The organism is Burkholderia sp. AU39826 (assembly GCF_020419965.1).
Lineage (GTDB): Bacteria > Pseudomonadota > Gammaproteobacteria > Burkholderiales > Burkholderiaceae > Burkholderia > Burkholderia semiarida.
On the sequence record NZ_JAIZQG010000020.1, the window covers coordinates 84,287 to 108,267 of the forward strand.

Below are 23,981 nucleotides of genomic sequence, written 5' to 3' on the forward strand. Positions count from 1 at the left end.
TCTCCTGTTGTTCTGATGCGTTGTGGTTGTTCGAGGGCCGCCACGGCCAGCGGCAAGGGAAACGGGGGGCGTCACACACCGAGCAGGTCGTGCAGGGTCGGCATCTTGCTTTCCAGTTCGGCTGCGCGGAAATGCTCGACGATGCTGCCGTGCTCCATCACGTAGAAGCGGTCGGCGAGCGGCGCGGCGAAGCGGAAATTCTGTTCGACCATCACGATCGTGTAGCCGCGCGCCTTCAGCGCGACGATCATTCGCGCGAGCGCCTGCACGATCACCGGCGCGAGGCCTTCGGAAATCTCGTCGAGCAGCAGCAGGTTCGCGCCGGTGCGCAGGATCCGCGCGACCGCGAGCATCTGCTGCTCGCCGCCCGACAGCCGCGTGCCCTGGCTCTGCCGGCGCGACGCGAGGTTCGGGAACATCGCGTAGATCTCGTCGAGCGACATCGCATGCTCGCGCGGCCCGATCAGCGGCGGCAGCATCAGGTTCTCCTCGCACGACAGGCTCGAGAAGATCCCGCGCTCCTCCGGGCAGTAGCCGATGCCGTAATGCGCGATGCGATGCGTCGCGAGGCCGATCGTCTCGTGGCCGGCGACCTTGATCGACCCGCTGCGGCGGCCCGTGAGGCCCATGATCGCGCGCAGCGTCGTCGTACGGCCCGCGCCGTTGCGACCGAGCAGCGTGACGACCTCGCCGCGATGCACGGTCAGGTCGACGCCATGCAGGATGTGGGATTCCCCGTACCAGGCCTCCAGGCCCGTGATCTCCAGCGCAGGCGTACCGCTCTCGACGCCGCTCAATTCGCGTTCCTCCCGTTCGCTGTGCTTCATGCGTGCGCCCCCGCGAGCGCCGCGTCGGCGCTGCCCATGTACGCCTCGATGACGAGCGGATTCTTCGACACTTCCGCATACGAGCCTTCGGCCAGCACCTCGCCGCGTTGCAGGACGGTGATCGTGTCGGAGATCCCCGCGATCACGTTCATGTTGTGCTCGACCATCAGGATCGTGCGGCCGCTCGCGACCTTCTTGATCAGCGCGGTCACGCGGTCGACGTCCTCGTGGCCCATGCCCTGCGTGGGCTCGTCGAGCAGCATCAGCTCGGGCTCCATCGCGAGCGTCGTCGCGATCTCGAGCGCGCGCTTGCGGCCGTACGCGAGTTCGACGGTCGGCACGTGCGCGAAATCGGTGAGGCCGACCTGCGTGAGCAGATCCATCGCGCGATCGTCGAGCCGCTTCAGCGTGCGTTCGCTGCGCCAGAAATGGAATTCGGTGCCGAGCGCGCGCTGCAGGCCGATGCGCACGTTCTGCAACGCGGTCAGGTGCGGGAACACGGCCGAGATCTGGAACGAGCGGATGATGCCGCGCCGCGCGACCTGCGCGGGCCGCTCGTCGGTGATGTCGATGCCGTTGAAGACGATCTGGCCGGCCGTCGGCGTCAGGAATTTGGTGAGGAGGTTGAAACAGGTGGTCTTGCCCGCGCCGTTCGGCCCGATCAGTGCATGGATCGCACCGCGCCGCACACGCAGGTTGACGCCGTTCACGGCGGTGAAGCCCCTGAATTCCTTCGTCAGTCCGCGTGTTTCCAGAATCGTGTCGCCGAGAATCATGTTCCCTTCCGTACGAAGTCAGGCGAAGCACCGGGAAGCCTGGCGCAAGCGGCCGCGAACAGGTCAGCGGATCAGCCGGCTGCCCCCGGGCGCCGTGGTACGCCTCGAGGGTGGTCTCCCGCGCCGACGCGTATGCACATTGCGCAACATTGTCGCGCCGTTGGTGCAGTGCAATCATCGGGATTTGCACTTATAGGGATGGCCACCCTGTCGGATGCGACCGCGCGCGAATTTCACCGTGCTTTTTTGACACGTGCATCATCACCGGTTGAACTGCTGCAGGACATGCTACGCACGCGCCGAAAAAAGCCGCGCGACGACGCGCGGCTCGCACGGATCTTGCGCACCGGCAGCTTGTTTCGCATCGCGAATCAGCGGCGTTCGCGCAACCGCCCGCTCGTGCGCATGTCAGCGGGCCTTCATGCCGCCGTCACCGCGGCGTCGGTTCGCACCGACGTCGTTTCGCGCGCCGCACGGCGGTCGGCGCGAATCATGTCGCTCGCGCGCTCGGCGATCATCAGCGTCGGCGAATTGGTGTTGCCCGACGTGATGAACGGCATCACCGACGCATCGACGATCCGCAGCCCGGCGATGCCGCGCACGCGCAGCCGGCTGTCGACCACCGCCCGCTCGTCGTCGGCGCGCCCCATCCGGCACGTGCCGACCGGGTGGAAGATCGTCGTGCCGACGACGCCGGCCGCATCGACCAGTTCGGCCTCGGTCCGGTACTGCGTGCCCGGCAGGATTTCCTCGGGGCGATAGCGCGCGAGCGCCGGCGCGGACGCGATGCGGCGCGTGAGGCGCAACGCGTTCGCGGCGACGTGCCGATCGTGATCGGTCGACAGATAGTTCGGCGCGATCGCCGGCGCGCTGCGCGGATCGGCGCTCGTCACGTGCACGCTGCCGCGCGAGCTCGGCCGCAAGTGGCACACCGACGCCGTGAAGGCGTTGAATCCGTGCAGCGGCTCGCCGAAGCGTTCGAGCGACAGCGGCTGCACGTGGTACTGGAGATCGGGGCGTGTGAGCGCGGGATCGTCCGGATCCGATTTCGCGAACGCGCCCAGTTGCGACGGCGCCATCGACATCGGCCCGCGCTGCAGCAGCGCATATTCGGCGCCGATCATCAGCTTGCCCCACCAGCGCGCGGAGAGTGTATTGAGCGTACGCACGCCGTCGACGCGAAACGCCATCCGCAATTGCAGGTGATCCTGCAGGTTTTCGCCGACGCCCGGCAGATCGTGCACGACGTCGATGCCGAGCGCCTGCAGCCGCCGGCCGTCGCCGATACCCGACAGTTCGAGCAGTTGCGGCGAATTCACCGCGCCCGACGTCAGCAGCACTTCCGCGCTCGCCCGTGCGACGTAATCGGTGCCGCCGCCGTGGTATTCGACGCCGACCGCGCGCCGCCCGTCGAAAATCACGCGCTGCGCGTGCGCGCCGGTGATCACGGTCAGGTTCGGGCGCGCCATCGCGGGCCGCAGGAACGCCTTCGACGTATTCCAGCGCACGCCGCGCTTCTGGTTCACCTCGAAGTAGCCGACCCCGGCATTGTCGCCGCGGTTGAAATCGTCGGTGGCGGGAATGCCCGTCTGCTGCGCGGCCTGCGCGAACGATTCGAGGATTTCCCAGCGCAGCCGCTGCTTCTCGACGCGCCAGTAGCCGCCCGCGCCGTGCGCGTCGCTCGCGCCCGCATGGTGATCCTCGCTGCGCTTGAAGATCGGCAGCACGCTGTCCCACGACCAGCCGGCGTCGCCCGTTTCCTGCGCCCAGTTGTCGTAGTCCTCGCGCTGGCCGCGCATGTAGATCATCCCGTTGATCGACGAGCAGCCGCCGAGCACGCGGCCGCGCGGATACGACAGCGCACGGCCGTTGAGCGCCGCTTCGGGCTGGGTCTTGTACAGCCAGTCGGTGCGCGGGTTGCCGATGCAATACAGATAGCCGACCGGGATATGAATCCAGTGATAGTCGTCCTTGCCGCCCGCTTCGAGCAGCAGCACGCGGATGTCGGGATCCTCGGTCAGGCGGTTCGCGAGCACGCAGCCCGCGGTGCCCGCGCCGACGATCACGTAGTCGAATTCGCCCTTGAGCGTGCGTGGTGTACTCACGGTGTTGTCTCCTTCGTTCTTGTGTGCCGCGCGTGTGTTCCCGCGCGTCATTTTCAGCATAGCGCGTCGGGGCCGACGCGACCGATGAAGCGTACTCCCGCCGCCGTCCGCCGATCCAATGAGTTATGCTGAACTGCGTTATAAGCCGCGCTCATATCACGACGATGGATCTCACCCTGCTCCGCGCGTTCGCGACGGTCGCGCGCGAAGGCAACCTGACGCGCGCCGCCGCACAGCTGCATCTGACACAGCCGGCCGTCAGCCTGCAAATCAAGCATCTGCAGGAAACGCTGGGCGTCGTGCTGTTCACGCGTACGTCGCGCGGGCTCGCGCTCACCCGCGACGGCCAGACGCTGCTGCCGCATGCGGAACGCGCGCTCGCCGCGGCCGCCGACGTGCAGCGCGCCGCTGCCGCGCTGCGTCACGAGGTGCGCGGCCGGCTGCGGATCGGCACGATCCTCGATCCGGCGTTCCTGCGGCTCGGCGGCTTCCTGCGCGCGCTGGTCGAGACCCATCCGCAGATCGAGACCGCGCTGCGGCACGGGATGTCGGGCTGGGTGCTCGAACAGGTGCGCGCGCAGGCGCTCGACGTCGGCTACTACATCGGCCGGCCCGACGAGGACGCGCCGCGCGACAACGCGCTGTTCCACACCGTCACGCTCACGCATTTCCAGTACCGCGTGCTCGCGCCGGCTGGCTGGAAGGAGCGCGTGCAGCGCGCGCACGACTGGCGCGCGCTCGCCGCGCTGCCGTGGATCTGGACGCCGCCCGCGTCCGCGCACCACCGGCTGCTGTCGCGGCTGTTCGCGGCGGCCGGCGCGCAGCCGGTCAAGGTGGCCGAGGTCGACCAGGAGCAGTCGATGCTCGACCTCGTGAAATCGGGGATCGGGTTGACGCTCGCACGCGATTCGACCGCGCTGGCCGAGGCGCACGCGCATGCGCTGACGATCGTCGAACGCGTGACGGTGCCGACCGAACTGACGTTCGTGACGCTCGCCGAGCGGCGCGACGAACCGGCGATCGCGGCCGCGCTGCGGTTGATCGAAGCGCAGTGGGCGATATGAGCGACGCTCATCGTGCGTGACCAGGCTGGCGGGTGGAAAGATTGGCCGCCCTGCCCGATCGAACGAGCCTGTCAACTTTCGTTCCGGTCCAATTGATGCAGCTGAAAGACGTTTGTAATCTCGTTGATTCGCGTATCGAAAACGGGATATCCGAACATGACCGGTCCGCTCGCCGACCACGCCCGCTCGCAAGGCTTCGCGGTGTGCGATGCATTGCGACGCCATCGCCGCACGCTCGCTGAAAACCTGCCGCCCCATACCAGCGCTCGCACGCATCGACGCAACGGCTGGTTGATCGGCGACGATTCCTTCAGTGGCGATTTCGATCTCGATCCGCATCTTGCGGGCGAGCTTCTGCATGCGCTCGTTGCATCGGGCCAGTGTTCCGCGTCCGACTGGATGCACGACTTCGCAGGCCGCGGGCATACCGGCGATTCAGGAACGCTCGCCCGTCTTTACGAAGAAGGCCGCAACAACCTGGTGGGCCCGGGAAGCATCGTCGGCAATCTCAACACAGGGCTCGGCGCGGCCCATGCGGCGCATGCGCTGTCCCTGAAACGCAACATCGACGCGGGCACGCAGACGTTGATCCGCCGCGCGGCGCCAAGCGTGAAGATCAACCATTACGTCACGCTCTATGACGGCAACCCCACCGGCAACGGAAACCCGCGCCCGAAACTGCGGATACGCAACCTGCCGATCCAGAGCGTCCAGCCGGCGCTCGGCCCGCATGCGAAGCACAATCCGCGCACCCGGACCACCACTGCAGCGCTCAAGGCAGCGGATCTCGACAAGCTGACGCCCAGGATCTCGCCGCTCAGGCACCTGTACGCGGGCGGCCTGATCGGAAGCGGCGTACTGACGTTTGCGCCGAGTCTGGCACTCGACATCGCGGCCAATGTCAGTCGGGATACGCAGGGCGCGTTGAGATTCGACAGCCGAGGATTCATGCTCGCGTCTGCGCGGAGTCAAAGCGGGAATGCGGTCGGGTTTGGCGTTTCGACGGTTATGTCCATCGCCCTGGTCTCGGTGAACTTCAGCACCCTTCCGGTCATCCTGTTCTCCTTCGGAGCCGGATATTTCGTGCAAGTGGTTTGGAACGCATCCATCGGTCCTGACTTTGGAGAATCGCAGGCGCAACGCCTGCTGGACCACTGACATGATGTTCCCAGATATCGATCGCGCCCGCCCGTTGGTCTGCCACGCCCCGCTTTGCCTCGGCCCAGGCAGCTCCATGATCTTCGGCTTCTGCCTGTACTCCATCGCGAAAGCAAACGGCATCGCGTTCCAGATCATGAACTGGCCCATGCTTGCGATTCTTGTCGCAGGGATGGCTGCCGGATACCAGATCAAGTATCGCTCCACGCTGTCCGTACGTTTTCTGGCGGCGTTCACAGTCTATATCGTTGCCGTATTCGGTCTTCTGATGGGTACCGCTATGTTGAGCGTGTGGTCATTCATCGAAAAACCAGCATCCACCAAGCCGTACCTACTTTTCGTCTTCCTCTATCACGCGGCCGTGCTGGCCTCGCTCGCGTTTCCGTTTGCCCTCAAGCTCCGCGAACTCAAGCGTCATCCCGGTCGCCGTTTCAGAAATAACGAATACCTCGCTGATATCCGTTCGTTCACGATCGATCCCAATTGCGGCAAGACCGTTCCCACCAATAAGCTCGCACCGGCGACCATCGCCTTGACCGTCAACCTGCCGATTGCGCTGAATACCTACATCGGCGAAAGCAGCGGCGCGATTCTGATCGTGGCATCGCTGTACACGCTGACATTTTCTTACGTCACTGCCGTCTCCATCGGGCCGAGAGTGGCCTACCTGTACGAGTTATACCAGTACGAACGCCAAACCGGCCGACGCTTCATCAATCAGGAATACGAGAAAGTTCAAGCGCTCCGCCGCACCTTCCTGCTGTTCCGCCTGTCGGCGAAACTGGCATCGCTTCGGCGCGCGCGCTGATCCCTGCGAGCCCCGCATTGCGCCCCTACCCTCCGCAGCAGTCGGCTCGCCGCCCGCTCGTCACGCCACCTTCCCAGGCTTTTTGCTAGATTGTGCGTTCGCACACCGCGAGACCCCGATTGAAGGAGACCCGCATGGCCCGCAACATCGAGATCAAAGCCCACGCCCGCGAATTCGACCGGCTGCGCGAACAGGCGGCGAAGCTCGCGACCGAAGCGCCGCTCTTCTACCGTCAGCAGGATTTCTTCTACGACGTGCCGCGCGGCCGGCTGAAGCTGCGCCGCTTCGAGGACGGCACGCCGGCCGAGCTGATCTTCTACCAGCGCGACGACCGCGACGGCCCGAAAGCGTCGTACTACACGCGCAGCCCGGTGACGAACCCCGACGCGATGCATGCGCTGCTCGCCACCGCGCTGACCACGCGCGGGATCGTGACGAAGGAGCGGCACGTGTACCTCGCGGGCCGTACGCGCATTCACCTCGACCGCGTCGACGGCCTCGGCGATTTCATCGAGCTGGAGGTCGTGCTCGGCCCGGACGACGACGAAGCCGGCGGCGAGGCCGAGGCGCATGACGTGTTCGCGAAGCTCGGCGTCGCGCAGGAGGACCTCGTCGCGGTCGCTTACGTCGACCTGCTGAACGCCGACGCGCAATCCGAAGCGGCCTGATCCGGCCCCACGAGCGGCGGGGCCGCGCGCCCTGCCGTCAGCGTCGGCGCGCCGTCACGCGGCCCCCGGCGCCAGGTGCGCCAGCGGCAGCGCACCGTTGCGCTTGAAGGTCGTCAGCACGATGTTCGAGCGCACGCTGTCGACGCCCGGCACCCGCATCAGCTTCTTCATCACGAACTGCGACAGCGCGTTGAGATCGGGCGCGACGATCCGCAGCAGGTAGTCGGCATCGCCCACCACTGCGTGGCATTCGAGCACTTCGGGCAGCACGTCGATCTGCTGCTGGAACTGCTCGATGATCGAATCGCCGTGATGCTTGAGCTTCAGGCTCGTGAACGCGGTCACACCGAGCCCGAGCTTTTCGGGGCGCAGCATCACGCGGTAGCCTTCGATCACGCCGGCCGCCTCGAGCCGCTGCAGCCGTCGCCCGATCTGCGACGGCGACAGCGGCACCTCCTCGCCCAGCTGCTGATGCGTCGCGCGACCGAAGCGCTGCAGCACGTCCAGCAGCGCGAGATCGAAGTGATCGAGTTCCACCATGAGTGTTCTCCGCATTGATTCGTGATTTGATGCGCGATTATCGCATCATCATGCCAATCTTCGCAAACTATGCGCCCAATCCGCGCGCATCCCGCTCTACACTTGCATGGTTCCCAACCACAGCGTGCAGAGCCTGATCATGTCCACCGTCGTCACCGCGAAACTGCAAGAGCAGTTCGACGCGGGCCTCGAAACCCGTGCCGATTTCACCATCGACCAGCCACTGCAGCGCTACGGCCAGGTCGACCACGCGGTGTGGAAGCAGCTCTATGCGCGCCAGTCGGCGCTGCTGCGCGGCCGTGCGTGCGACGCGTTCGTCGGCGGGCTCGGCAAGATCGCGCTGCCGGCCGATCGTGTGCCGTCGTTTGCCGACGTGAACCGCCAGCTGAAGCCCGCGACCGGCTGGGAAATCGTCGCGGTGCCGGGCCTCGTGCCCGACCGCGTGTTCTTCGCGCACCTCGCGAACCGGCGCTTCCCGGTCACCTGGTGGATGCGCCGTCCCGACCAGCTCGACTACCTGCAGGAACCCGACTGCTTCCACGACCTGTTCGGCCACGTGCCGCTGCTGATCGAGCCGGTGTTCGCCGACTACATGCAGGCGTATGGCCGCGTCGCGCTCGCGGTCGCCGACGACGAAGCAGCGCTCGCGCGGCTCGCGCGGCTCTACTGGTATACGGTGGAATTCGGGCTGATTCGCGACCCGCGCGGGACGAACGGCCTGTCGATCTACGGCGCCGGCATCGTGTCGAGCAAGGGCGAAAGCCTGTACAGCCTCGAAAGCGCGGCGCCGAACCGGCTCGGGTTCGACCTCGAGCGCGTGATGCGCACGAAGTACCGGATCGACACGTTCCAGAAGACCTACTTCGTGATCGACGATTTCGCGCAGTTGTTCGCGCTCGCCGACGTCGACGGCCGCGCGCTGGCCGACCGGCTCGCGGCGCTGCCCGAATTCGCGGCCGGCGCGGTGCTTGAAACCGACCGCGTGCTGCATCGCGGCACGGGCGAAGGCTGGCCCGACGACGCCGACGCGTGACGCGCCGGGCGCCCGCGCGAACCGCCGCCCGCCCGTCGTCTTTCGCGCAACTATGAAACAATGAACGATGCCGGCTGCGCCGCGCGGCGCAGCCGCGCGCGGGCGCCGTTACCGAACGAGAGGTGCAAGATGATCCACAAGCTCACATCCGAAGAACGCAAGACGCGGCTCGAAGGCCTGCCGCTCTGGACGGCCGTGGCGGGCCGCGACGCAATCCAGCGCCGCCTGCGCTTCGCCGATTTCAACGAGGCATTCGGCTTCATGACGCGTGTCGCGATCAAGGCGCAGGAGATGAACCACCATCCGGAATGGTTCAACGTGTACAACCGCGTCGACGTCACGCTGTCAACCCACGACGCCGACGGCCTGACCGAACGCGACATCGAACTCGCGCGGTTCATCGACGGCGCCGCCGCGCACGCGCAACCGGGCGCCTGAGTCCCGCCTGCACCGCCGCGCATCGTTCGTTGCGCGGCGCGTCAACTTTTCATTTCGCTGAACGTTTTCTAGGATGTACTCAGCGAAAGCCTTCAGCTTTCCAAGCCATCCTTAAGGCGCACGTAAGTCTCGTACGCTTTCCGCGCCTTGGGGTCCAAACCTTCCAGTTGCAGCGCGCTTTCGCGCTGTACAATCAGCAGCGCATACGGCTTGGAAAGCGCGCTAGCCTCTTCGCAGAGTTTGAGTTCGTCGCCGCTCGACGGCGAGCGGGCGCGCCAGAAATTGATCGCGGCTTCGAGGTCGTGGATCGAAATATCGGACATGATTGGATTTAATCGTTCGCTGGCCGCCATGCTTGATGTCAGGCGATGCGGCGCCCCTGTGGAAACGGCTTCGTGCTGTCCGCGTGCCTGAACCGCCAACCCATTGTACTTGAGCGAACTTCATGCGACTCCTTCTGATCGAAGACGACCGCCCCATCGCACGCGGTATCCAGAGCAGCCTCGAGCAGGCTGGCTTCACCGTCGACATGGTGCATGACGGCATTTTTGCCGAACAGGCGCTGGCACAGAATCGCCACGAACTCGTGATCCTCGACCTCGGCCTGCCGGGCATCGACGGGATGACGCTGCTCACGCGCTTTCGCCAGACCAACCGCCACACGCCCGTGATCGTGCTGACCGCGCGCGACGAGCTGAACGACCGGATCCAGGGCCTGAACTCGGGCGCCGACGACTACATGCTCAAGCCGTTCGAGCCGGCCGAGCTCGAAGCGCGCATCCGCGCGGTGATGCGCCGCAGCGGCCCGCACAGCGACATGCCGCGCCCGGAAGTGTCGCTCGGCGGCGTCCGCCTGTCGGGTGTCGACCGCCGCATCTTCAACGACGACAAGCCGCTCGAACTGTCGCCGCGCGAATTCGCGGTGCTGGAAATGCTGCTGCTGCGTCACGGCCGCGTCGTCAGCAAGGCCCAGTTGCAGGATCACCTCACGCACTTCGGCGGCGATCTCGGCGACACCGCGATCGAAGTCTACGTGCATCGCGTACGCAAGAAACTCGAGCAGTGCCGGGTCGAAATCGTCACGGTGCGCGGCTTCGGCTACCTGCTGCAGGAAATCCGCCAGACCGCGAGCGTCTGAGCGACGCCGCGCGCCGGCCGGCCGCGTGCGGACGGCTCCGCATCGCCGCCCGGCGCACGACCGCGCCGCTCTCCGTGAGCGGCGCTTATCCATTTGCCCGTCGAAATGTCTTCTGATCCGGCTGTGACCACCAGCCTGCGCCGCTCGCTGCTCCGGCGCCTCGCCGCCCCGCTGTCGATGCTCGCGCTGATGAGCGGCCTGATCGCCTACTGGCTCGCGTGGCAATACACGCAGCACGTGATCGACCGCTCGCTCGCCGATCTCGCGACCGCCATCTCCAAACAGATCCAGATCGCCGGCCCGGACGCGCCGTTCACGGTGCCGCCGCTCGCGCAGGCGATGTTCTCCGATCCCGCCGAAGCGCTGATCTACCGGATCAGCGACGGCGAGCAGGAACTCGCCGGCGACCCGAAGCTGCCGCTGCAGGGCATCAACGTGCGCCGCATGCATCACGCGTACGTGTTCGAGGCCGAGTACGACAACCGCGCGGTGCGGGTCGCACAGGTGCGCGTCGACGACGTCGAGGGCGGCAAGCCGATGGTCGTCGAAGTCGCTCAGCCGGTACGGCACCGCTACCGGATCGCGGCCGAATTCCTCGTCGCGATCATGATGCCGTTGCTGCTGCTGCTGCTCGCGGGCTGGGGCATCGTATGGCGCGTCGTGAACCAGCAGCTGGGCCCGCTCACGCACCTCGCCGATTCGCTGAACCGGCAGACCCACACGTCGCTGGAGCCCGTGGACGAAACCGACGTGCCGCTGGAGATCCGGCCGCTGACGAGCGCGATGAACGCGCTGCTCGGCCGGCTGAAGACCGCGCTCGACGCGCAGCGCAAGTTCATCGCCGATGCCGCGCACCAGCTGCGCACGCCGCTCACCGCCGTGAAGCTGCATGCCGAGCAGGCGGCCGTCGCGCGCGACCCGCAGCAGACCTTCGCCGCGGTGCGCGAGCTGCGCGCGGCCGCCGACCGCGCGGTGCGGCTGTCCAACCAGCTGCTGTCGCTCGCGCGTGCCGAGCCGGGCGAACAGGCCGCCCGCTTCGTCGATGTCGATCTCGCGGCGATGGCGTTCGAGACAGGTGCCGAATGGGTGCCGCGCGCGCTCGCATCGCATGTCGACCTCGGTTTCCAGCGCAGCGACGACCCGGGCGACGACGAGAAGCTGAACGTGCGCGGCAACCCCGTTCTGTTGCGCGAGGTGATCGCGAACCTGCTCGACAACGCGCTGAAGTACGTGCCGCTCGCGCGGCCGGACGGCGCGCGGATCACCGTCAACGTCGCGCGCGGTACGCTCGACGACGGCCAGCCGGCCGCGGAGATCGTGGTCGAGGACAACGGCCCGGGCGTGCCCGCGAATCAGCAGGCCGACCTGTTCAAGCGCTTTTTCCGCGGCGACGCGCAAAGCGGCAACGGCGTTGAAACGGGCGCCGGGCTCGGGCTCGCGATCGTGCACGACATCATCGCGATGCACGGCGGCACCGTGTCGTACGAGGATGCATCGGAAGGCGGCTCGCGCTTCGTGGTGAGGGTGCCGCTCGCCGCGCGCACGGAAAAACCGGCCAGCGAAACGCCGGCCGCGGCGCCGACGCACTGAACGATCGATCACCGGTCGATTCGCGGCGGGCAACCACCGGCCCGTTGCTCGGGCCGCGCGCCGGTAGGGAACGGAAAGACGGACAGCGGACGACGGGCCGCCATGACGCGGCAACCGACGGCTGAAACGACGGCGGCAGCGCGCGATGCGCTGCCGCCTGCATCACTTTCTGTTCTTCTTGTCCTTCGACCCGGAGGCGGACTTGCCGTCCTTCTTGTCCTTCTTCTTTTTCTTCTTCCCGCCTTCGTCGGACGTCGCGAGCAACGTGCCGCGGCACGACTCGGCGCCGCAGTGGCACGCGTATTCGCGCTTGAGCTTCTTCGTCAGCTTCGCGTCGATCACGAGGCCATAGTCGTAGAACAGCTCCTCTTCCGGCCCGATGTCGCGCAGCGCGTGGATGTATACGCGGCCCTTGACTTCCTCGGCCTCGCAGTTCGGCGCGCACGAATGATTGATCCAGCGCGCGCTGTTGCCGTCGACCTTGCCATCGATCACGCCGCCTTCATCGAGTGCGAAGTAGAACGTATGATTCGGCTCGCTCGGGTCGTGCGGATGACGGCGCAGCGCTTCCTTCCACGAGATTCGCTCGCCCTTGTATTCCACTACGCGCTCGCCGGCCTTGATCGGCGCCACGGCAAACACGCCCTTGCCGTGTACTCCCGAGCGGCGCACCGCGATCCTGCGTGAACTCATCGAACCAATCCTTGTGAAGACGACTTGAATGGAAGCGACCGCGATCGCGGCCGGGCGCCGCGCCAAACGAAAACGCGGCACCGGTCGGTGCCGCGTCGGGGGAGGCGGCGAATCACCCGCATCCTACACGTTCACGATTGCTTCGTTCAACATCGCGCGCAATATTGCGCGATGTACTCAGCGCTGGCCGAACGAGACGTCGCCGAACAGCGCCTTGTGCTCGCGCGGCTGCGAGCGCCAGTACTGCGGCGGCGCCGTCACCTGCGCGCCGAGCTCGGCCGCCGCGTGCCACGGCCAGCGCGGGTCGTACAGCATCGCGCGCGCCATCGCGACGAAATCGGCATCGCCGGCCTCGATCAGCCGGTTCGCATGCGCGGGTTCGTTGATCAGGCCGACCGCGATCGTCGGCATGCCAACCGCCCGCTTCACCGCCTGCGCGAACGGCACCTGGTAGCCGGGCGACAGCGGAATCTTCTGCAGCGGCGACACGCCGCCGGACGACACGTCGATCCAGTCGCACCCGCGGCGCTTCAGTTCGTGCGCGAAGGCAATCGTATCGTCTAGCTCCCAGCCGCCTTCGACCCAGTCGGTCGCGGACACGCGCACGCCGACCGGCCGGTCTTCCGGAAACGCGGCGCGCACGATCTCGAAGATCTCCAGCGGAAACCGCATCCGGTTTTCGCGCGAGCCGCCGTATTCGTCGGTGCGCCGGTTCGCGAGCGGCGACAGGAACTGATGCAGCAGGTAGCCGTGCGCCGCGTGCACTTCGATCGCGTCGATGCCGAGCCGCGCGGCCCGTCTGGCCGACGCCGCGAACGCTTCGCGGATGCGGTTCAGGCCCGCCGCATCGAGCGCGAGCGGCGGCGTCTCGCCGTCCTTGTGCGGCACGGCCGACGGGCCATGCGGCAGCCAGCCGCCGTCGGCGACCGGCACGAGCTGACCACCCTCCCACGGCGCCGCGCTCGATGCCTTGCGCCCCGCGTGCGACAACTGCATCGCGACGCGGATCGGCGAATGCTTGCGGATCGCGGCCAGCACCGGCTTCAGCGCGGCTTCGGTCACGTCGTCCCACAGGCCGAGGTCGCCATGCGTGATGCGTCCGTCGGGTTCCACCGCGGTCGCTTCGATGCACAGCAGCCCCGCACCCGACAGCGCGAGATGGCCGAGATGAATCATGTGCCAGTCGGTCGCTTCGCCGCGTTCGGCCGAGTACTGGCACATCGGCGAAATCACGATCCGGTTCGGAAGGGTCACGCCGCGCAGCGTGAACGGAGAAAACAGCGCAGTCATGGAAGCCGCTCGCCAGGAAAGGGAAGAGCGGACGAGCGTAGCACGCAGGCTCGAAGCGTGCAGACGGCGTGCTCGGCAGTAAGCGGATGGTCAGGTACGGCCGGCCGGATGCCGACGGTGCGGAGAATGCGCGGTGTACGGCGATGCGCCGGCCCGCACCGGATGCAGGCCGGGCCAGCGCTTTGCCGCGAGCGGCGCCGCCCGCGGCGTCAGAGCCCGACGCTGTCGAGCCACTCGGCGAACATGCGGCGCGCGGCCGTCTCGAGCGCGGGGCCGTGCTGCGCGGTATCGGCGCGCAACCGGCGCGCGTCGACGCCGGGCGTCGCGGCGATTTCGCCGGCGTTCGCGATCAGCCACGGTTCGAAGCGATCGGTACGGATCTCGGGATGACATTGCAGCGCCAGCACGTGCTGCCCCCAGGCGAACGCCTGGTGGCGACAGGCCGGCGTGGACGCGAGATGGATCGCCCCGCCCGGCAGGTCGAACGTATCGCCATGCCAGTGCAGCATCGACGTCGTCGCGCCGTCGAGATGGCGCAGCGGCGATGCACGGCCGGCGTCGGTGAGCGTCAGCGGCGCCCAGCCGAGCTCGTGCTGCGCGGCCGGATAGACGCGCGCGCCGAGCGCCCGTGCGATGAACTGCGCGCCGAGGCAGATGCCGAGGATCGGCAGCCCCGCGTCGATGCGCTGGCGCACGAGCGCCAGGAGCGGCGCGATCGACGGGTACTGCGCATCGTCGTACACGCTGAGCGGCCCGCCGAGCACGACGAGCAGCGACGGCTCGAGCACGTCGAGCACCTCGACCCGCGACGATCCGACATCGACATAGCGCACCCGTCGACCGCGTTCGCCGAGCACCTGCTCGAAGCTCCCGAGATCCTCGAAATGCACGTGGCGGATCGCCACGACTTCAGCGTTCATCATCGGCCTCCCGGTCGATCGACGGACGTCAGCCGGCGAAAATCTTCCAGTTCTTCTTTTGCGTCGCCGCGTCGGCCTCTTCCTGCACCGAGCAGTCGAGACGCAGATCGCTGTCGGACATCGCGATGTCGAGCACCGCGCAGTGATGCACCGTCTTCTTCGACGGCTTGCCCGGCTGGAAGTGGCTGCACGTCAGGCACATGCGCTGCGGCGGCGTCGCGCCGGCCACCTGCAGTTCGCGCAGCGTCTTCAGCAGCGCGCGATACAGCGTGCCCTGCTCGTCCGCGCCGAGCTTGCCGACCGCCTTCGTCAGGAATTCAGGCCATTGCAACGCCTTCTTCGCGGCCGTACGGCCACGCGCCGACAGGCGCACGGCCAGTGCCCGGCCGTCGTCCAGCGCACGGCGCTTTTCGACGAGCCCCTTCGTCTCGAGCGTGCTGACCGCATCGCTCGTGGTGGCCGCGGTGAGCTGCGTCTCGCGCGCGATCTCGCCGAGCCGCATCGGGCCCTTGCGCTGCAGCAGCAGCACGAGAATCTCGCCCTGCGTCGGCGTGAGGCCGGCGCCTTCCGCCCAATCCCATGCCTCGCTCCGCATGGCCGTGCTCAACCGCAGCAGGCTATGGGTCACACGTCCCGCAGCCTGGTTCCCGTAAACGCCTTCGCTCATAGTCTTTTCGCTTTGCCGCCGCCCGGTTGGCCGAGCGGCCGTAGTGTGGAGATCGAATCTATCTCAAAACAGACGCGCTCTGTCGAGTGCGTCGACACGGCCGTCGCGAGGCACACGCGGCGGTCGCGTTCGCGGCGACCGGAGAGACACGCATCGTTCCGGCGTCCGCAAAGCCGACATTCTAAGCGAGAGCGGAAAATCGCACAGCTAAGTTATCCCCTGCGCGCTGTGGAAAATCGCTGAATAACCGTAATTTTTCGTTGTGCGCGCAATGCCGCGCGCCCGCGAGACGGGGCGCGCCGACATTGTCCTGTCCGGATCGGCCATCGGCCGCACGGTGATGATCCACCGGGTTATCCCGCGCGCAGAGCGTTGACTTTGCAGCGGAATATCCGGTTATCCACAGATTTTCAGGAGGCCTGCCGACGATTGCGAGCGGACCCGGCGCGGACTGCCGTTCAGCGAATCGCGGCGCGGTCGATCCTGCAATCTGCAAAACATATTTTCATTCGCGCCAACGTAAGCACTGCTGCCGGACCGTCTCGTTCAGCGATTTTTCCTGTTTGAAAACGGTTCTCAACCACGACGCGTCGTTCACGCGCGCCTTCGCGAGCGCGCCGATCTCGTCGAGCGCCGCGCGCGAACCGAGGGCCGCCGCATGCGGCGCGATCCGGTCGAGCGTGTCGAGGATGTCTTCCGCGATCGTGCGGCGCTCGCCCGTCTGAGGATTCACGCAGGTGCCCTCGAGCCCGAAGCGGCACGCTTCGAAACGGTTGAACGTGTAGACGAGGTAATCGTCCTCCGACAGCTTCAGCGGCCGGTCGGTCAGCAGGTAGCGTGCGAGCGTCTGGATGTAGCAGGCGATCGCCGCCGCGCGATCGACCGACAGCGGCGTGTCCATCACGCGCACCTCGATCGTGCCGTAGCCGGGCTTCGGCCGGATGTCCCAGTAGAAGTCCTTCATCGAGTTGACGACGCCCGTGTTCACCATCTTCGTGAAGTACTCCTCGAAGCTGTCCCAGGTCAGCACGAACGGCGCGCGGCCCGACAGCGGGAACGCGAACACCGAATTCAGGCGCGCCGAATGGAAGCCCGTGTCGACGTTCTGCACGAACGGCGACGACGCGGACAGCGCGATGAAGTGCGGAATGAAGCGCGACATCGAGTGCAGCAGGAACAGCGCGCTGTCGGGATCGGGGCAGCCGATGTGCACGTGCTGGCCGAACACGGTGAACTGCTTCGCGAGATAGCCGTACAGCTCGGAGATGTACTGAAAGCGCGGCGCATCGTAGATCTGCCGGTCGCTCCATTGCTGGAACGCATGCGTGCCGCCGCCGGCCAGCCCGACGTTGAGCTGGTCGGCCGCCTTCACGAGCACGTCGCGGATCGCATGCAGCTCGCTGACGGCCTGCTCGTGCGAATGGCAGATGCCGGTCGACAGCTCGATCATGCTTTCGGTGATTTCCGGCGTGATGTTGCCCGGGAAAGTTTCGGCCTGGATCAGGCGCATCAGGTCGGAGGCCGCTTTGGTCAGGTCGTAGTTGTGCGTGTTGACGACCTGGATCTCCAGTTCGACGCCGAACGTGAACGGCTCGGAATTGACGAAGGTTTCGAGTGCCATGGCAGGTTCCGGAATCAGTTGCTGTCGCTGCGTTCGCCGACGGCCGACAGGCAGCGGTAGACGACGAACGGGCTGACGAGCTGCAGGATCACGATCGAACACATCACGATCGCGCGTAGGTGCGGGTCGAAATTCGGATAGAGCTGGTAGGTATCGTCGACGAGCAGGTACGACAGCGCGGACATCGGCGTGAGCGCGATGCCGAGCGCGACGCCCTGCTTCATCCCGAGGCCGCTCGGCTTCGCGAACGCGACGACGCCGGCCAGCTTCGCGGCGAGCCGCGTGACGATCAGCACGATCGCGAGCAGCCCGCCGAGCGCGATGTCGCCCCACGTAAACGACGTGAGCGTCAGCACGAACAGCACCACCGTCAGCAGCCAGCCGGCCGTGCCGAAGTGCTCGGGCCACAGCTGCGGGCGCGCCTCGAGGTTCTTCACGATGATGCCGGCGAGCAGCAGCGTGAGCAGCGTCGACAGCTTCAGCGCCTGCGCGACGGCGATCGCGAGCATCACGAGCCCGAACAGCGCGACGAACGAATGCTCGTCGCGCATCGTCGCGGTCATGTGGCGGAACAGGTAATTGCACGAACGCGCGACCAGATACGCGACGATGAACGAACCGGCGATCAGGTAGACGGGCTGCAGGATCGTCGCGAAAACGTTGCCGTACGCTTCCTGGTGCAGCCAGCTCGTCACGAGCTTGGTCAGCACGATCGCGTACACGCTGTTGAGCGCGGTGAGCGTGATCAGGCGTTGCGACACCTGCCCTTCCGCGCGCAGTTCCGTCTTGAGCTGGATCACCATCGACGGCGATGTGGCAATCGCGATCGCCGACAGCACGAGCGCGACCATCCCCGATACGCCGAGCGCGAGCATCACGAACAGCACGAGCACGAACGTGAGCGTGGCTTCCGCGAGGCTCGACGCGACGAGCCACGGATTGCGCCGGATCCAGCGCAGGTCGAGGCGGCTGCCGAGCTCGAACAGCAGCAGGCCGAGCGCGACGTCCATCAGCAGCCGCGACGTTTCGTCGGTGCTGGTGTCGATCACGCCGAATCCGAACGAACCGGCGATCAGGCCGATCACGGCATAGCCGGTGATGCGCGGCAGGCGCCACGCGCGATAGCACAGCTCGCCGCACAGGCCGGCTGCGAACAGCGCGAGCCCGGCCCAGAACACGGCATCCGGCGCGAGCGGCCAGTTGGGCAGGAATGAGAACGCCGACTTCATCGTGGTGACTTCTCCTTTGGAAGCAACCGCCAGCGACGCGGGTCAAGCGACAGGAATGGATGCGCGCCGGCTGGGTATCGCCCCGAATGTGATTGTTGTGCTCGACGACGGCGGTACATGGGATCCGCCTGTTCCACCACAGGGCGGAACGTCGTTCAGGTTGCCGATCTGGATTGTCGGCCTGGTGTGTGAACGGACCGCGCAGTCCCGAAGATTCAGATTCGAAACCGTGCTGACCGTTCCATTGAAGCATGTCCGGCGCCTGGCCGAACGAACGCGAAGGAAACCGATTGTGCCACAGCTTTTTCGCTCCGGAACCGATTGAATCGACTCGCGGCGCTGTGCGGCACCGCAGGTCTTTGGTTTCAAAGGTTTACCTGTATATATACGTAGTAGAAGTTAACAAAGGACGCACAGTTCTGTGGATAACTCCGATTTACATCGGCGGATCAATGGGTTGGCGAAACCATAACCGGTTGCACAGGCTGTTCGCGCACAGGCATTTGAGTTGAGCAACTTTCGGGCCGCCGCACAGCTGTGCCGAGTTTCCCAGTTTACGTCCACTGTGATTGCACACGAAGTGCGTACGGATTTCGCGCGGTTATCCACAGCGTCGCGTGGATAACCTTGCGCGGAAAAATCGGGAAACTGTGAAGAAGGTGCGCGATCGGTCAGCCGGCCGAGCCCACGCGGCGGGCGCGCAGTGCGCGGATCAGGAAGCGGGCGGGATCGACCGCGTCGGCGAGTTCGCGCTCGAGCGGCCAGGGCTCGCCCTCGAGTTGCGAGGCGATCAGCTCGGCGCCGAGCGCCGCCCACACGAGGCCGCGCGAGCCGAAGCCGAATGCGCCGTAGAGCCCGGGCAGGCGCGGCAGGTCGCGCGCCTGCGCACCGGCCAGCGCGCGTGCGTTGGCGGTGGCCTGCGCTTCGTCGGCGAGCGGGCCGACGAGCGGCAGGCGGTCGCCGACGACCCAGCGGAACGCCACGCGGCCGCGCAGCGTGGCGGGATCCGGCACCTCGCCGATCAGGCCCGGCAGCAGGCGCCGCACGCGCTCGAGGTTTTCGGCATGGCCGGCCGCGCGCATCGCGGGATCGGTATCGTCGGGTTCGAACGTCGCGCCGATCAGCAGCGCGCCGTCGTCGAGCGGGACCGCGTAGCCGTCGCCGATCGCCGGGCACGGCAGCGGCGCCGTCGTGCCCGGCGGCAGCAGCGTGAGCTGGCCGCGCACCGGTTGCAGCGCGACATGCTGGAGCCCGGCAAGGCGTGCGGCGTCGCCCGCGTTCGCGAGCACGACGACGGGCGCGTCGGCCAGCGTGGCGCCCGTCTCGTCGAGCGCATGCCAGGTGTCGCCCCGCCGTTCGAGCCGCGCGACGCGGGTGGACGCGAGCAGGCGCACGCGCTCGCCGGCCGCCGCATATTGCGCGGCGCACAGCCCAGCCGGCCAGACGGCGCCGCCGTGTGGAAACAGCAGGCCGCCGTGCGCGACCGGCAGGTTCAGGTGTGCGCGCGCGGCGTCGGCGTCGAGCAGCGTCACGTAGTCGGACGGCGCGCCGAACGCCTCGAACGCGTCGCGCATCCGCGCGAAGTCGTCGGCCGATTCGGCGAGATGGATCATCCCGTGCGTGCTGCGTGCGAACGCATGGCCCGCGTGTTCGAGCGCGCGCCAGCGTGCGATCGCGTGCAGGAAGCCGCTGCGCGTGAGCCGGCTCGCGACGTTGTCGTCGCGCGTCATCAGCGGATGGAATACGCCGGCCGGATTACCCGATGCTTCGCTGGCGATTCGTTCGTGCCGTTCGATCAGCGTCACGTCCCAGCCGCGCGCGGCCAGGCGTTCGACCACCGCGCAGCCGGCGAGGCCCGCGCCGATCACGATCGCGCGGCGCGTCGCGACGGGCAGCGCGCGTGGCGGCTCGTGCCGGCGCGAGCGCCAGCGCGGCGCATAGTCGCCGACGAGCATCGCGTACTTGCCGGCGAGCCCGGGCATCTTGCGATACGTGAATCCCGTTTCGACGAGCGCTTTTTTCACCATGCCCGCGCTCGAGTAGGTCGCGAAGGTGGCCTCTTCCGCGGCGACGCGCGCGAGTGCGCGGAACACGTCGACCGACCAGAGATCCGCATTTTTCGCCGGCGCGAAGCCGTCCAGATAGAACGCATCGGCGCGCGCGACGAGTTTTGGCAGCAACGCGCACGCGTCGCCGAAACCGAGCGTCAATACGACCCGTCCCGCGTCGAACTCGAGCCGGTGCAGACCCGGCACGAGCATCGGCCACGCGTCGGCCAGCAGCGCGGCTTCCGCCGAGATGGTTGTGTTCGCAACGATATGGGAAAGCGCGCGGCGCAGGTCGTCGCGCGAAAACGGGTGCTTCTCGAACGAGACGAAGTGCAGCCGCTCGCAGCGCGCGGGATCGTCGCGCCACGCGGCCCAGGTCGCGAGGAAGTTGGCGCCCGCGCCGAACCCTGTCTCGACGATCGTGAAGGTGCGGCGGCCTTGCCAGCGCGCCGGCAGCCCGTTGCCGGCGATGAACACGTAGCGCGCCTGCGCGAGCGCGCCCGCGACGTTGTGATAGATGTCGCCGAACTCGGGCGAGACGAGCGTGCCGTCGTCGCGAACGGCGAACGTGGCGGGAACAAGTCGGTCGGGCATGCGAAACAAAAAACGTGGCAGCCAAGCCTGGCAAGGGATTGCGGGCGGCCGTCCGAGCGGCCGTTGGAAAGGGGCAACGGCGCGACGCTCGGGCGGACCGCGCTGCGCATCCCGTCCGGTTGGCGCAGGTCAAAAAACGGTCAATCGACGATTCATTCGGCGAAATACCGATGAAAATCTTTGAAACCCTTGTCGTTATTGGGTTTGCGCTGCGCTATCATAGCAACGCCGTACCGCGGGGTGGCCGCCGGCTAGCCGGAGGGCGCGTCGCGCGGGCCAGGATTCGGCGCTGTGTCGTCGGAGTCTGACTCTCGACGGCACGGTTCGCGCACGTATAATCGGCGCGTTCGCGCTGTTCGTGTCAACCTAACCTGATAAAGGAACCTTAATGAACAAACAGGAACTGATCGACGCCGTCGCCGCCCAAACGGGCGCCAGCAAGGCTCAAACCGGCGAAACGCTGGACACGCTGCTCGAAGTCATCAAGAAGGCCGTGTCGAAGGGTGATGCGGTTCAGCTGATCGGCTTCGGCAGCTTCGGTTCGGGCAAGCGCGCAGCACGTACGGGCCGCAACCCGAAGACGGGCGAAACCATCAAGATCCCGGCAGCCAAGACGGTCAAGTTCACGGCCGGCAAGGCGTTCAAGGACGCCGTCAACAAGCGTTAAACCCGCGCCTGTTCCAGAAAAACCCGCCTCTCGGCGGGTTTTTTGTTGGGCGCGCGCGGCATTTTCGCCACAGTTCGCGCCGCTCTTGCAAAAGTTAACGGTTACTTTTACAAGCCGTTACCAACGCGATCATGCGTGGACGATCTGCGTGTCGCCGTGATCGTCGTCGTGCGAATCGACGTCCCACGCCGGGAACGGATCGTCGAACGCGGCCCATCCCGCCGCGCCGAGCGCGAACTCCGCATCGGTGAGCAGGCACGCATCGAGTTTCGCACGCCATGCATCGGCGTCGAGCGCGATGCCGATCAGCACGAGTTCCTGCCGGCGATCGCCGACCGTGCGATCGTCGAGATCGCCGAGCCATTCGGTGCGGATTTCGGCGAGTAGCTCGTCGTCGTCCGGCCATTCCGCGCGCTCCTGCGCCGCCCACCACAAACCCGCCGGGCCATGCCGGCATACGCCGCCCGCCTGCGACAGCGAACCGGCGATGTCGTTGCGCGTCGCGAGCCAGAAGAAACCCTTGCTGCGCAGCACGCCCGGCCACTCCTGGTGCAGCAGCGCCCACAGCCGTGCCGGGTGAAACGGACGGCGCGCGCGGTAAACAAAATTGCCGATCCCGAATTCGTCGGCTTCGCCGTGCACGTGCGCATGATGGTCGTCATGGCAGTCGGGATCGTCGCAATGCGTGTGGTCGTGATCGAGCGACGCGAGCCAGCCCGGCGCATTCGCGGCTTCGTCGAAATCGAAGCGGCCGGTGTTCAGCACTTCGTCGAGCGGCACGTTGCCGAACGTCGATACGACCTGATGCGCGCGCGGATTCAGGCGCGCGAGGATGTGCTGCAGGCGCGCGAGATCTTCCGCGCCGACGAGGTCGGCCTTGTTGATCACCAGCACGTCGCAGAATTCGATCTGCTCGATCAGCAGTTCGACGAGCGTGCGGTCGTCGTCTTCCGACGCGGCGATGCCGCGCGTCGCGAGCGCGTCGTCGGAGCCGTAGTCGCGCAGGAAGTTGTACGCGTCGACCACGGTGACGAGCGTGTCGAGCCGCGCGATGGCCGATAGCGACGCGCCGTCGTCGTCGACGAACGTGAACGTTTCGGCGATCGGCATCGGCTCCGCGATGCCGGTCGATTCGATCATGATCGCGTCGAAGCGGCCTTCGGATGCGAGGTTGCGGATCTCGACGAGCAGATCGTCGCGCAGCGTGCAGCAGATGCAGCCGTTCGACATTTCGACGAGGCGCTCCTCGACGTGCGACAGCGCCTGCGCATCGCGTACGAGCGACGCGTCGATGTTGACCGCCGCGAGATCGTTGACGATCACCGCGACTTTCAGGCCCGCGCGGTTCGCGAGCACGTGGTTGAGCAGCGTGGTCTTGCCGGCGCCGAGGAAGCCGGACAGCACGGTGACGGGCAACGGCTGTTTCATTGCCGGATTCATGATGATTTGCACCAACGGAAAAGATGAAAAAGCGGCCGCGGCGCCCCGGCGGGGCGCGATCGGCCCGCGCACGGGCGAAACGGCGGCGTCAGCCCGCATTGTGCATCAAACGCGCGCGGCCGGCCCGGCGCCGGCCGGCCGGCCGGCATCAGCCGGCGACGCGGCGCGGAATCACTGAGCGGACTGAGTGGTCTGCGCGGCCTGAGTGGTCTGAGTCGTCTGCACGGGCGGCAGCAGCTTCCATTGCGCCAGGATGCCGGCGATCTGCCGCGCGTACTTGTCACGCAGCGACGGCGTTTCCGAATGATAGGCGCCGACCGCCTGCCACGTGTTGCCGTAGCGGTTCATCTTCTGTTTGAGATGCCACGCGGCGATGTACACGTTCTTGCACGGCTCCATCAGCGTGTCGCGGCCGATCCCGTAGCGCGACAGCGTCGGCAGGTGGATCGAATTGATCTGCATCAGGCCATAGTCGACCGAGCCGTTCGTGTTCTTGTTCAGCGCATCGGGCCGGTTGCGCGACTCCTGCCAGGCGATCGCGCGCAGGATCAGCGGATTGACCTGCTGATACCTGGCCGCTTCGTCGAAACAATCCGCGCGCGCGTTGCCGCTGGCGAACCATGTGCCAGCGGCGATCAACGCGATCGAAGCGAACCGTCTGTTCATC

24 protein-coding genes are annotated in these 23,981 nt (G+C 66.7%); 10 read left to right on the forward strand and 14 right to left on the reverse strand.

Annotated elements, in window-relative coordinates; all coding sequences use genetic code 11:
* Positions 1-71 precede the first annotated feature (71 nt).
* The 3 genes from LGM42_RS26415 to LGM42_RS26425 all read right to left on the reverse strand — a co-directional run bounded on the left by LGM42_RS26415 (position 72) and on the right by LGM42_RS26425 (position 3,708).
* Positions 72-827: an ABC transporter ATP-binding protein gene (locus LGM42_RS26415; protein WP_059580474.1), complete on the reverse strand. Its 756-nt coding sequence runs from the start codon at positions 825-827 to the stop codon at positions 72-74.
* The gene (locus LGM42_RS26420) at positions 824-1,603 is read right to left on the reverse strand and encodes an ABC transporter ATP-binding protein (protein WP_006477266.1); all 780 of its coding nucleotides are present in this window, start codon (positions 1,601-1,603) and stop codon (positions 824-826) included. The genes LGM42_RS26415 and LGM42_RS26420 overlap by 4 nt, the downstream gene beginning before the upstream one ends.
* Before the next feature lie 419 nt (positions 1,604-2,022).
* The gene (locus LGM42_RS26425) at positions 2,023-3,708 is read right to left on the reverse strand and encodes a GMC family oxidoreductase (protein WP_155644468.1); all 1,686 of its coding nucleotides are present in this window, start codon (positions 3,706-3,708) and stop codon (positions 2,023-2,025) included.
* A gap of 164 nt (positions 3,709-3,872) precedes the next feature.
* On the opposite strand from LGM42_RS26425, the gene LGM42_RS26430 reads away from it, so the two are divergent.
* The 4 genes from LGM42_RS26430 to LGM42_RS26445 all read left to right on the forward strand — a co-directional run bounded on the left by LGM42_RS26430 (position 3,873) and on the right by LGM42_RS26445 (position 7,406).
* Positions 3,873-4,772: a LysR family transcriptional regulator gene (locus LGM42_RS26430; protein WP_059580472.1), complete on the forward strand. Its 900-nt coding sequence runs from the start codon at positions 3,873-3,875 to the stop codon at positions 4,770-4,772.
* A 156-nt stretch (positions 4,773-4,928) separates the two neighbouring features.
* Positions 4,929-5,930 carry a hypothetical protein gene (locus LGM42_RS26435; RefSeq protein WP_226233741.1) on the forward strand — a complete coding sequence of 334 codons (1,002 nt, stop codon included), beginning with the start codon at positions 4,929-4,931 and terminating at the stop codon, positions 5,928-5,930.
* Position 5,931: 1 nt separating this feature from the next.
* Complete coding sequence (locus LGM42_RS26440; protein ID WP_060310245.1) at positions 5,932-6,738, forward strand: hypothetical protein; 807 nt, start codon at positions 5,932-5,934, stop codon at positions 6,736-6,738.
* Positions 6,739-6,872: 134 nt separating this feature from the next.
* Positions 6,873-7,406, forward strand: a complete 534-nt coding sequence (locus LGM42_RS26445; RefSeq protein WP_059580462.1) for a class IV adenylate cyclase — start codon at positions 6,873-6,875, stop codon at positions 7,404-7,406.
* A 54-nt stretch (positions 7,407-7,460) separates the two neighbouring features.
* Here the strand turns inward: LGM42_RS26445 and LGM42_RS26450 are convergent, their stop codons facing one another.
* Positions 7,461-7,946: an Lrp/AsnC family transcriptional regulator gene (locus LGM42_RS26450; protein WP_060310246.1), complete on the reverse strand. Its 486-nt coding sequence runs from the start codon at positions 7,944-7,946 to the stop codon at positions 7,461-7,463.
* A 106-nt stretch (positions 7,947-8,052) separates the two neighbouring features.
* Here LGM42_RS26450 and phhA point away from each other — a divergent pair, with 106 nt between their 5' ends.
* Together phhA and LGM42_RS26460 are read left to right on the forward strand one after the other, a co-directional pair.
* Positions 8,053-8,979 (forward strand): phenylalanine 4-monooxygenase, encoded by a 927-nt coding sequence (gene phhA, locus LGM42_RS26455; protein WP_124658494.1) that lies wholly within the window; start codon positions 8,053-8,055, stop codon positions 8,977-8,979.
* A 60-nt stretch (positions 8,980-9,039) separates the two neighbouring features.
* Positions 9,040-9,417: a 4a-hydroxytetrahydrobiopterin dehydratase gene (locus LGM42_RS26460; protein ID WP_256939962.1), complete on the forward strand. Its 378-nt coding sequence runs from the start codon at positions 9,040-9,042 to the stop codon at positions 9,415-9,417.
* A gap of 92 nt (positions 9,418-9,509) precedes the next feature.
* On the opposite strand, the gene LGM42_RS26465 is transcribed toward LGM42_RS26460, so the two are convergent.
* A complete protein-coding gene (locus LGM42_RS26465; protein ID WP_006401493.1) occupies positions 9,510-9,740 on the reverse strand; it encodes a DUF3717 domain-containing protein in 231 nt (76 codons plus the stop codon).
* 122 nt (positions 9,741-9,862) lie between these two features.
* Here LGM42_RS26465 and LGM42_RS26470 point away from each other — a divergent pair, with 122 nt between their 5' ends.
* The gene (locus tag LGM42_RS26470; RefSeq protein ID WP_006401494.1) at positions 9,863-10,555 is read left to right on the forward strand and encodes a response regulator transcription factor; all 693 of its coding nucleotides are present in this window, start codon (positions 9,863-9,865) and stop codon (positions 10,553-10,555) included.
* Between the two features lie 105 nt (positions 10,556-10,660).
* Positions 10,661-12,145, forward strand: a complete 1,485-nt coding sequence (locus LGM42_RS26475) for a sensor histidine kinase (protein ID WP_059580457.1) — start codon at positions 10,661-10,663, stop codon at positions 12,143-12,145.
* Positions 12,146-12,307: 162 nt separating this feature from the next.
* Here the strand turns inward: LGM42_RS26475 and LGM42_RS26480 are convergent, their stop codons facing one another.
* From LGM42_RS26480 to LGM42_RS26505, 6 genes are all read right to left on the reverse strand, one after another.
* The gene (locus LGM42_RS26480) at positions 12,308-12,838 is read right to left on the reverse strand and encodes an SET domain-containing protein (RefSeq protein ID WP_059580454.1); all 531 of its coding nucleotides are present in this window, start codon (positions 12,836-12,838) and stop codon (positions 12,308-12,310) included.
* A 177-nt stretch (positions 12,839-13,015) separates the two neighbouring features.
* Positions 13,016-14,128, reverse strand: a complete 1,113-nt coding sequence (locus LGM42_RS26485) for an NADH:flavin oxidoreductase/NADH oxidase (protein ID WP_126358982.1) — start codon at positions 14,126-14,128, stop codon at positions 13,016-13,018.
* Between the two features lie 209 nt (positions 14,129-14,337).
* On the reverse strand, positions 14,338-15,048 hold the full coding sequence (locus LGM42_RS26490) for a glutamine amidotransferase (RefSeq protein ID WP_059638594.1): 711 nt from the start codon (positions 15,046-15,048) through the stop codon (positions 14,338-14,340).
* Between the two features lie 28 nt (positions 15,049-15,076).
* Complete coding sequence (locus tag LGM42_RS26495) at positions 15,077-15,715, reverse strand: MarR family winged helix-turn-helix transcriptional regulator (protein ID WP_060310248.1); 639 nt, start codon at positions 15,713-15,715, stop codon at positions 15,077-15,079.
* A 505-nt stretch (positions 15,716-16,220) separates the two neighbouring features.
* Complete coding sequence (locus tag LGM42_RS26500) at positions 16,221-17,336, reverse strand: YbdK family carboxylate-amine ligase (protein ID WP_059580447.1); 1,116 nt, start codon at positions 17,334-17,336, stop codon at positions 16,221-16,223.
* A 14-nt stretch (positions 17,337-17,350) separates the two neighbouring features.
* Complete coding sequence (locus LGM42_RS26505; protein ID WP_060008864.1) at positions 17,351-18,565, reverse strand: cation:proton antiporter; 1,215 nt, start codon at positions 18,563-18,565, stop codon at positions 17,351-17,353.
* 1 nt (position 18,566) lies between these two features.
* On the opposite strand from LGM42_RS26505, the gene LGM42_RS26510 reads away from it, so the two are divergent.
* Positions 18,567-18,890: a hypothetical protein gene (locus LGM42_RS26510; protein WP_226233743.1), complete on the forward strand. Its 324-nt coding sequence runs from the start codon at positions 18,567-18,569 to the stop codon at positions 18,888-18,890.
* Positions 18,891-19,236: 346 nt separating this feature from the next.
* On the opposite strand, the gene mnmC is transcribed toward LGM42_RS26510, so the two are convergent.
* Positions 19,237-21,207 carry a bifunctional tRNA (5-methylaminomethyl-2-thiouridine)(34)-methyltransferase MnmD/FAD-dependent 5-carboxymethylaminomethyl-2-thiouridine(34) oxidoreductase MnmC gene (gene mnmC, locus LGM42_RS26515; protein WP_089464413.1) on the reverse strand — a complete coding sequence of 657 codons (1,971 nt, stop codon included), beginning with the start codon at positions 21,205-21,207 and terminating at the stop codon, positions 19,237-19,239.
* A 388-nt stretch (positions 21,208-21,595) separates the two neighbouring features.
* Between mnmC and LGM42_RS26520 the strand changes: the two genes are divergently transcribed.
* Entirely contained in the window at positions 21,596-21,874 is a 279-nt protein-coding gene (locus tag LGM42_RS26520) for an HU family DNA-binding protein (RefSeq protein WP_006401505.1), read from the forward strand.
* Between the two features lie 129 nt (positions 21,875-22,003).
* Here LGM42_RS26520 and LGM42_RS26525 read toward each other — a convergent pair whose 3' ends face one another.
* Together LGM42_RS26525 and LGM42_RS26530 are read right to left on the reverse strand one after the other, a co-directional pair.
* Positions 22,004-23,314, reverse strand: a complete 1,311-nt coding sequence (locus LGM42_RS26525; protein ID WP_319001465.1) for a GTP-binding protein — start codon at positions 23,312-23,314, stop codon at positions 22,004-22,006.
* A gap of 171 nt (positions 23,315-23,485) precedes the next feature.
* Positions 23,486-23,980, reverse strand: a complete 495-nt coding sequence (locus tag LGM42_RS26530) for a lytic transglycosylase domain-containing protein (RefSeq protein ID WP_226233746.1) — start codon at positions 23,978-23,980, stop codon at positions 23,486-23,488.
* Position 23,981 lies beyond the last annotated feature (1 nt).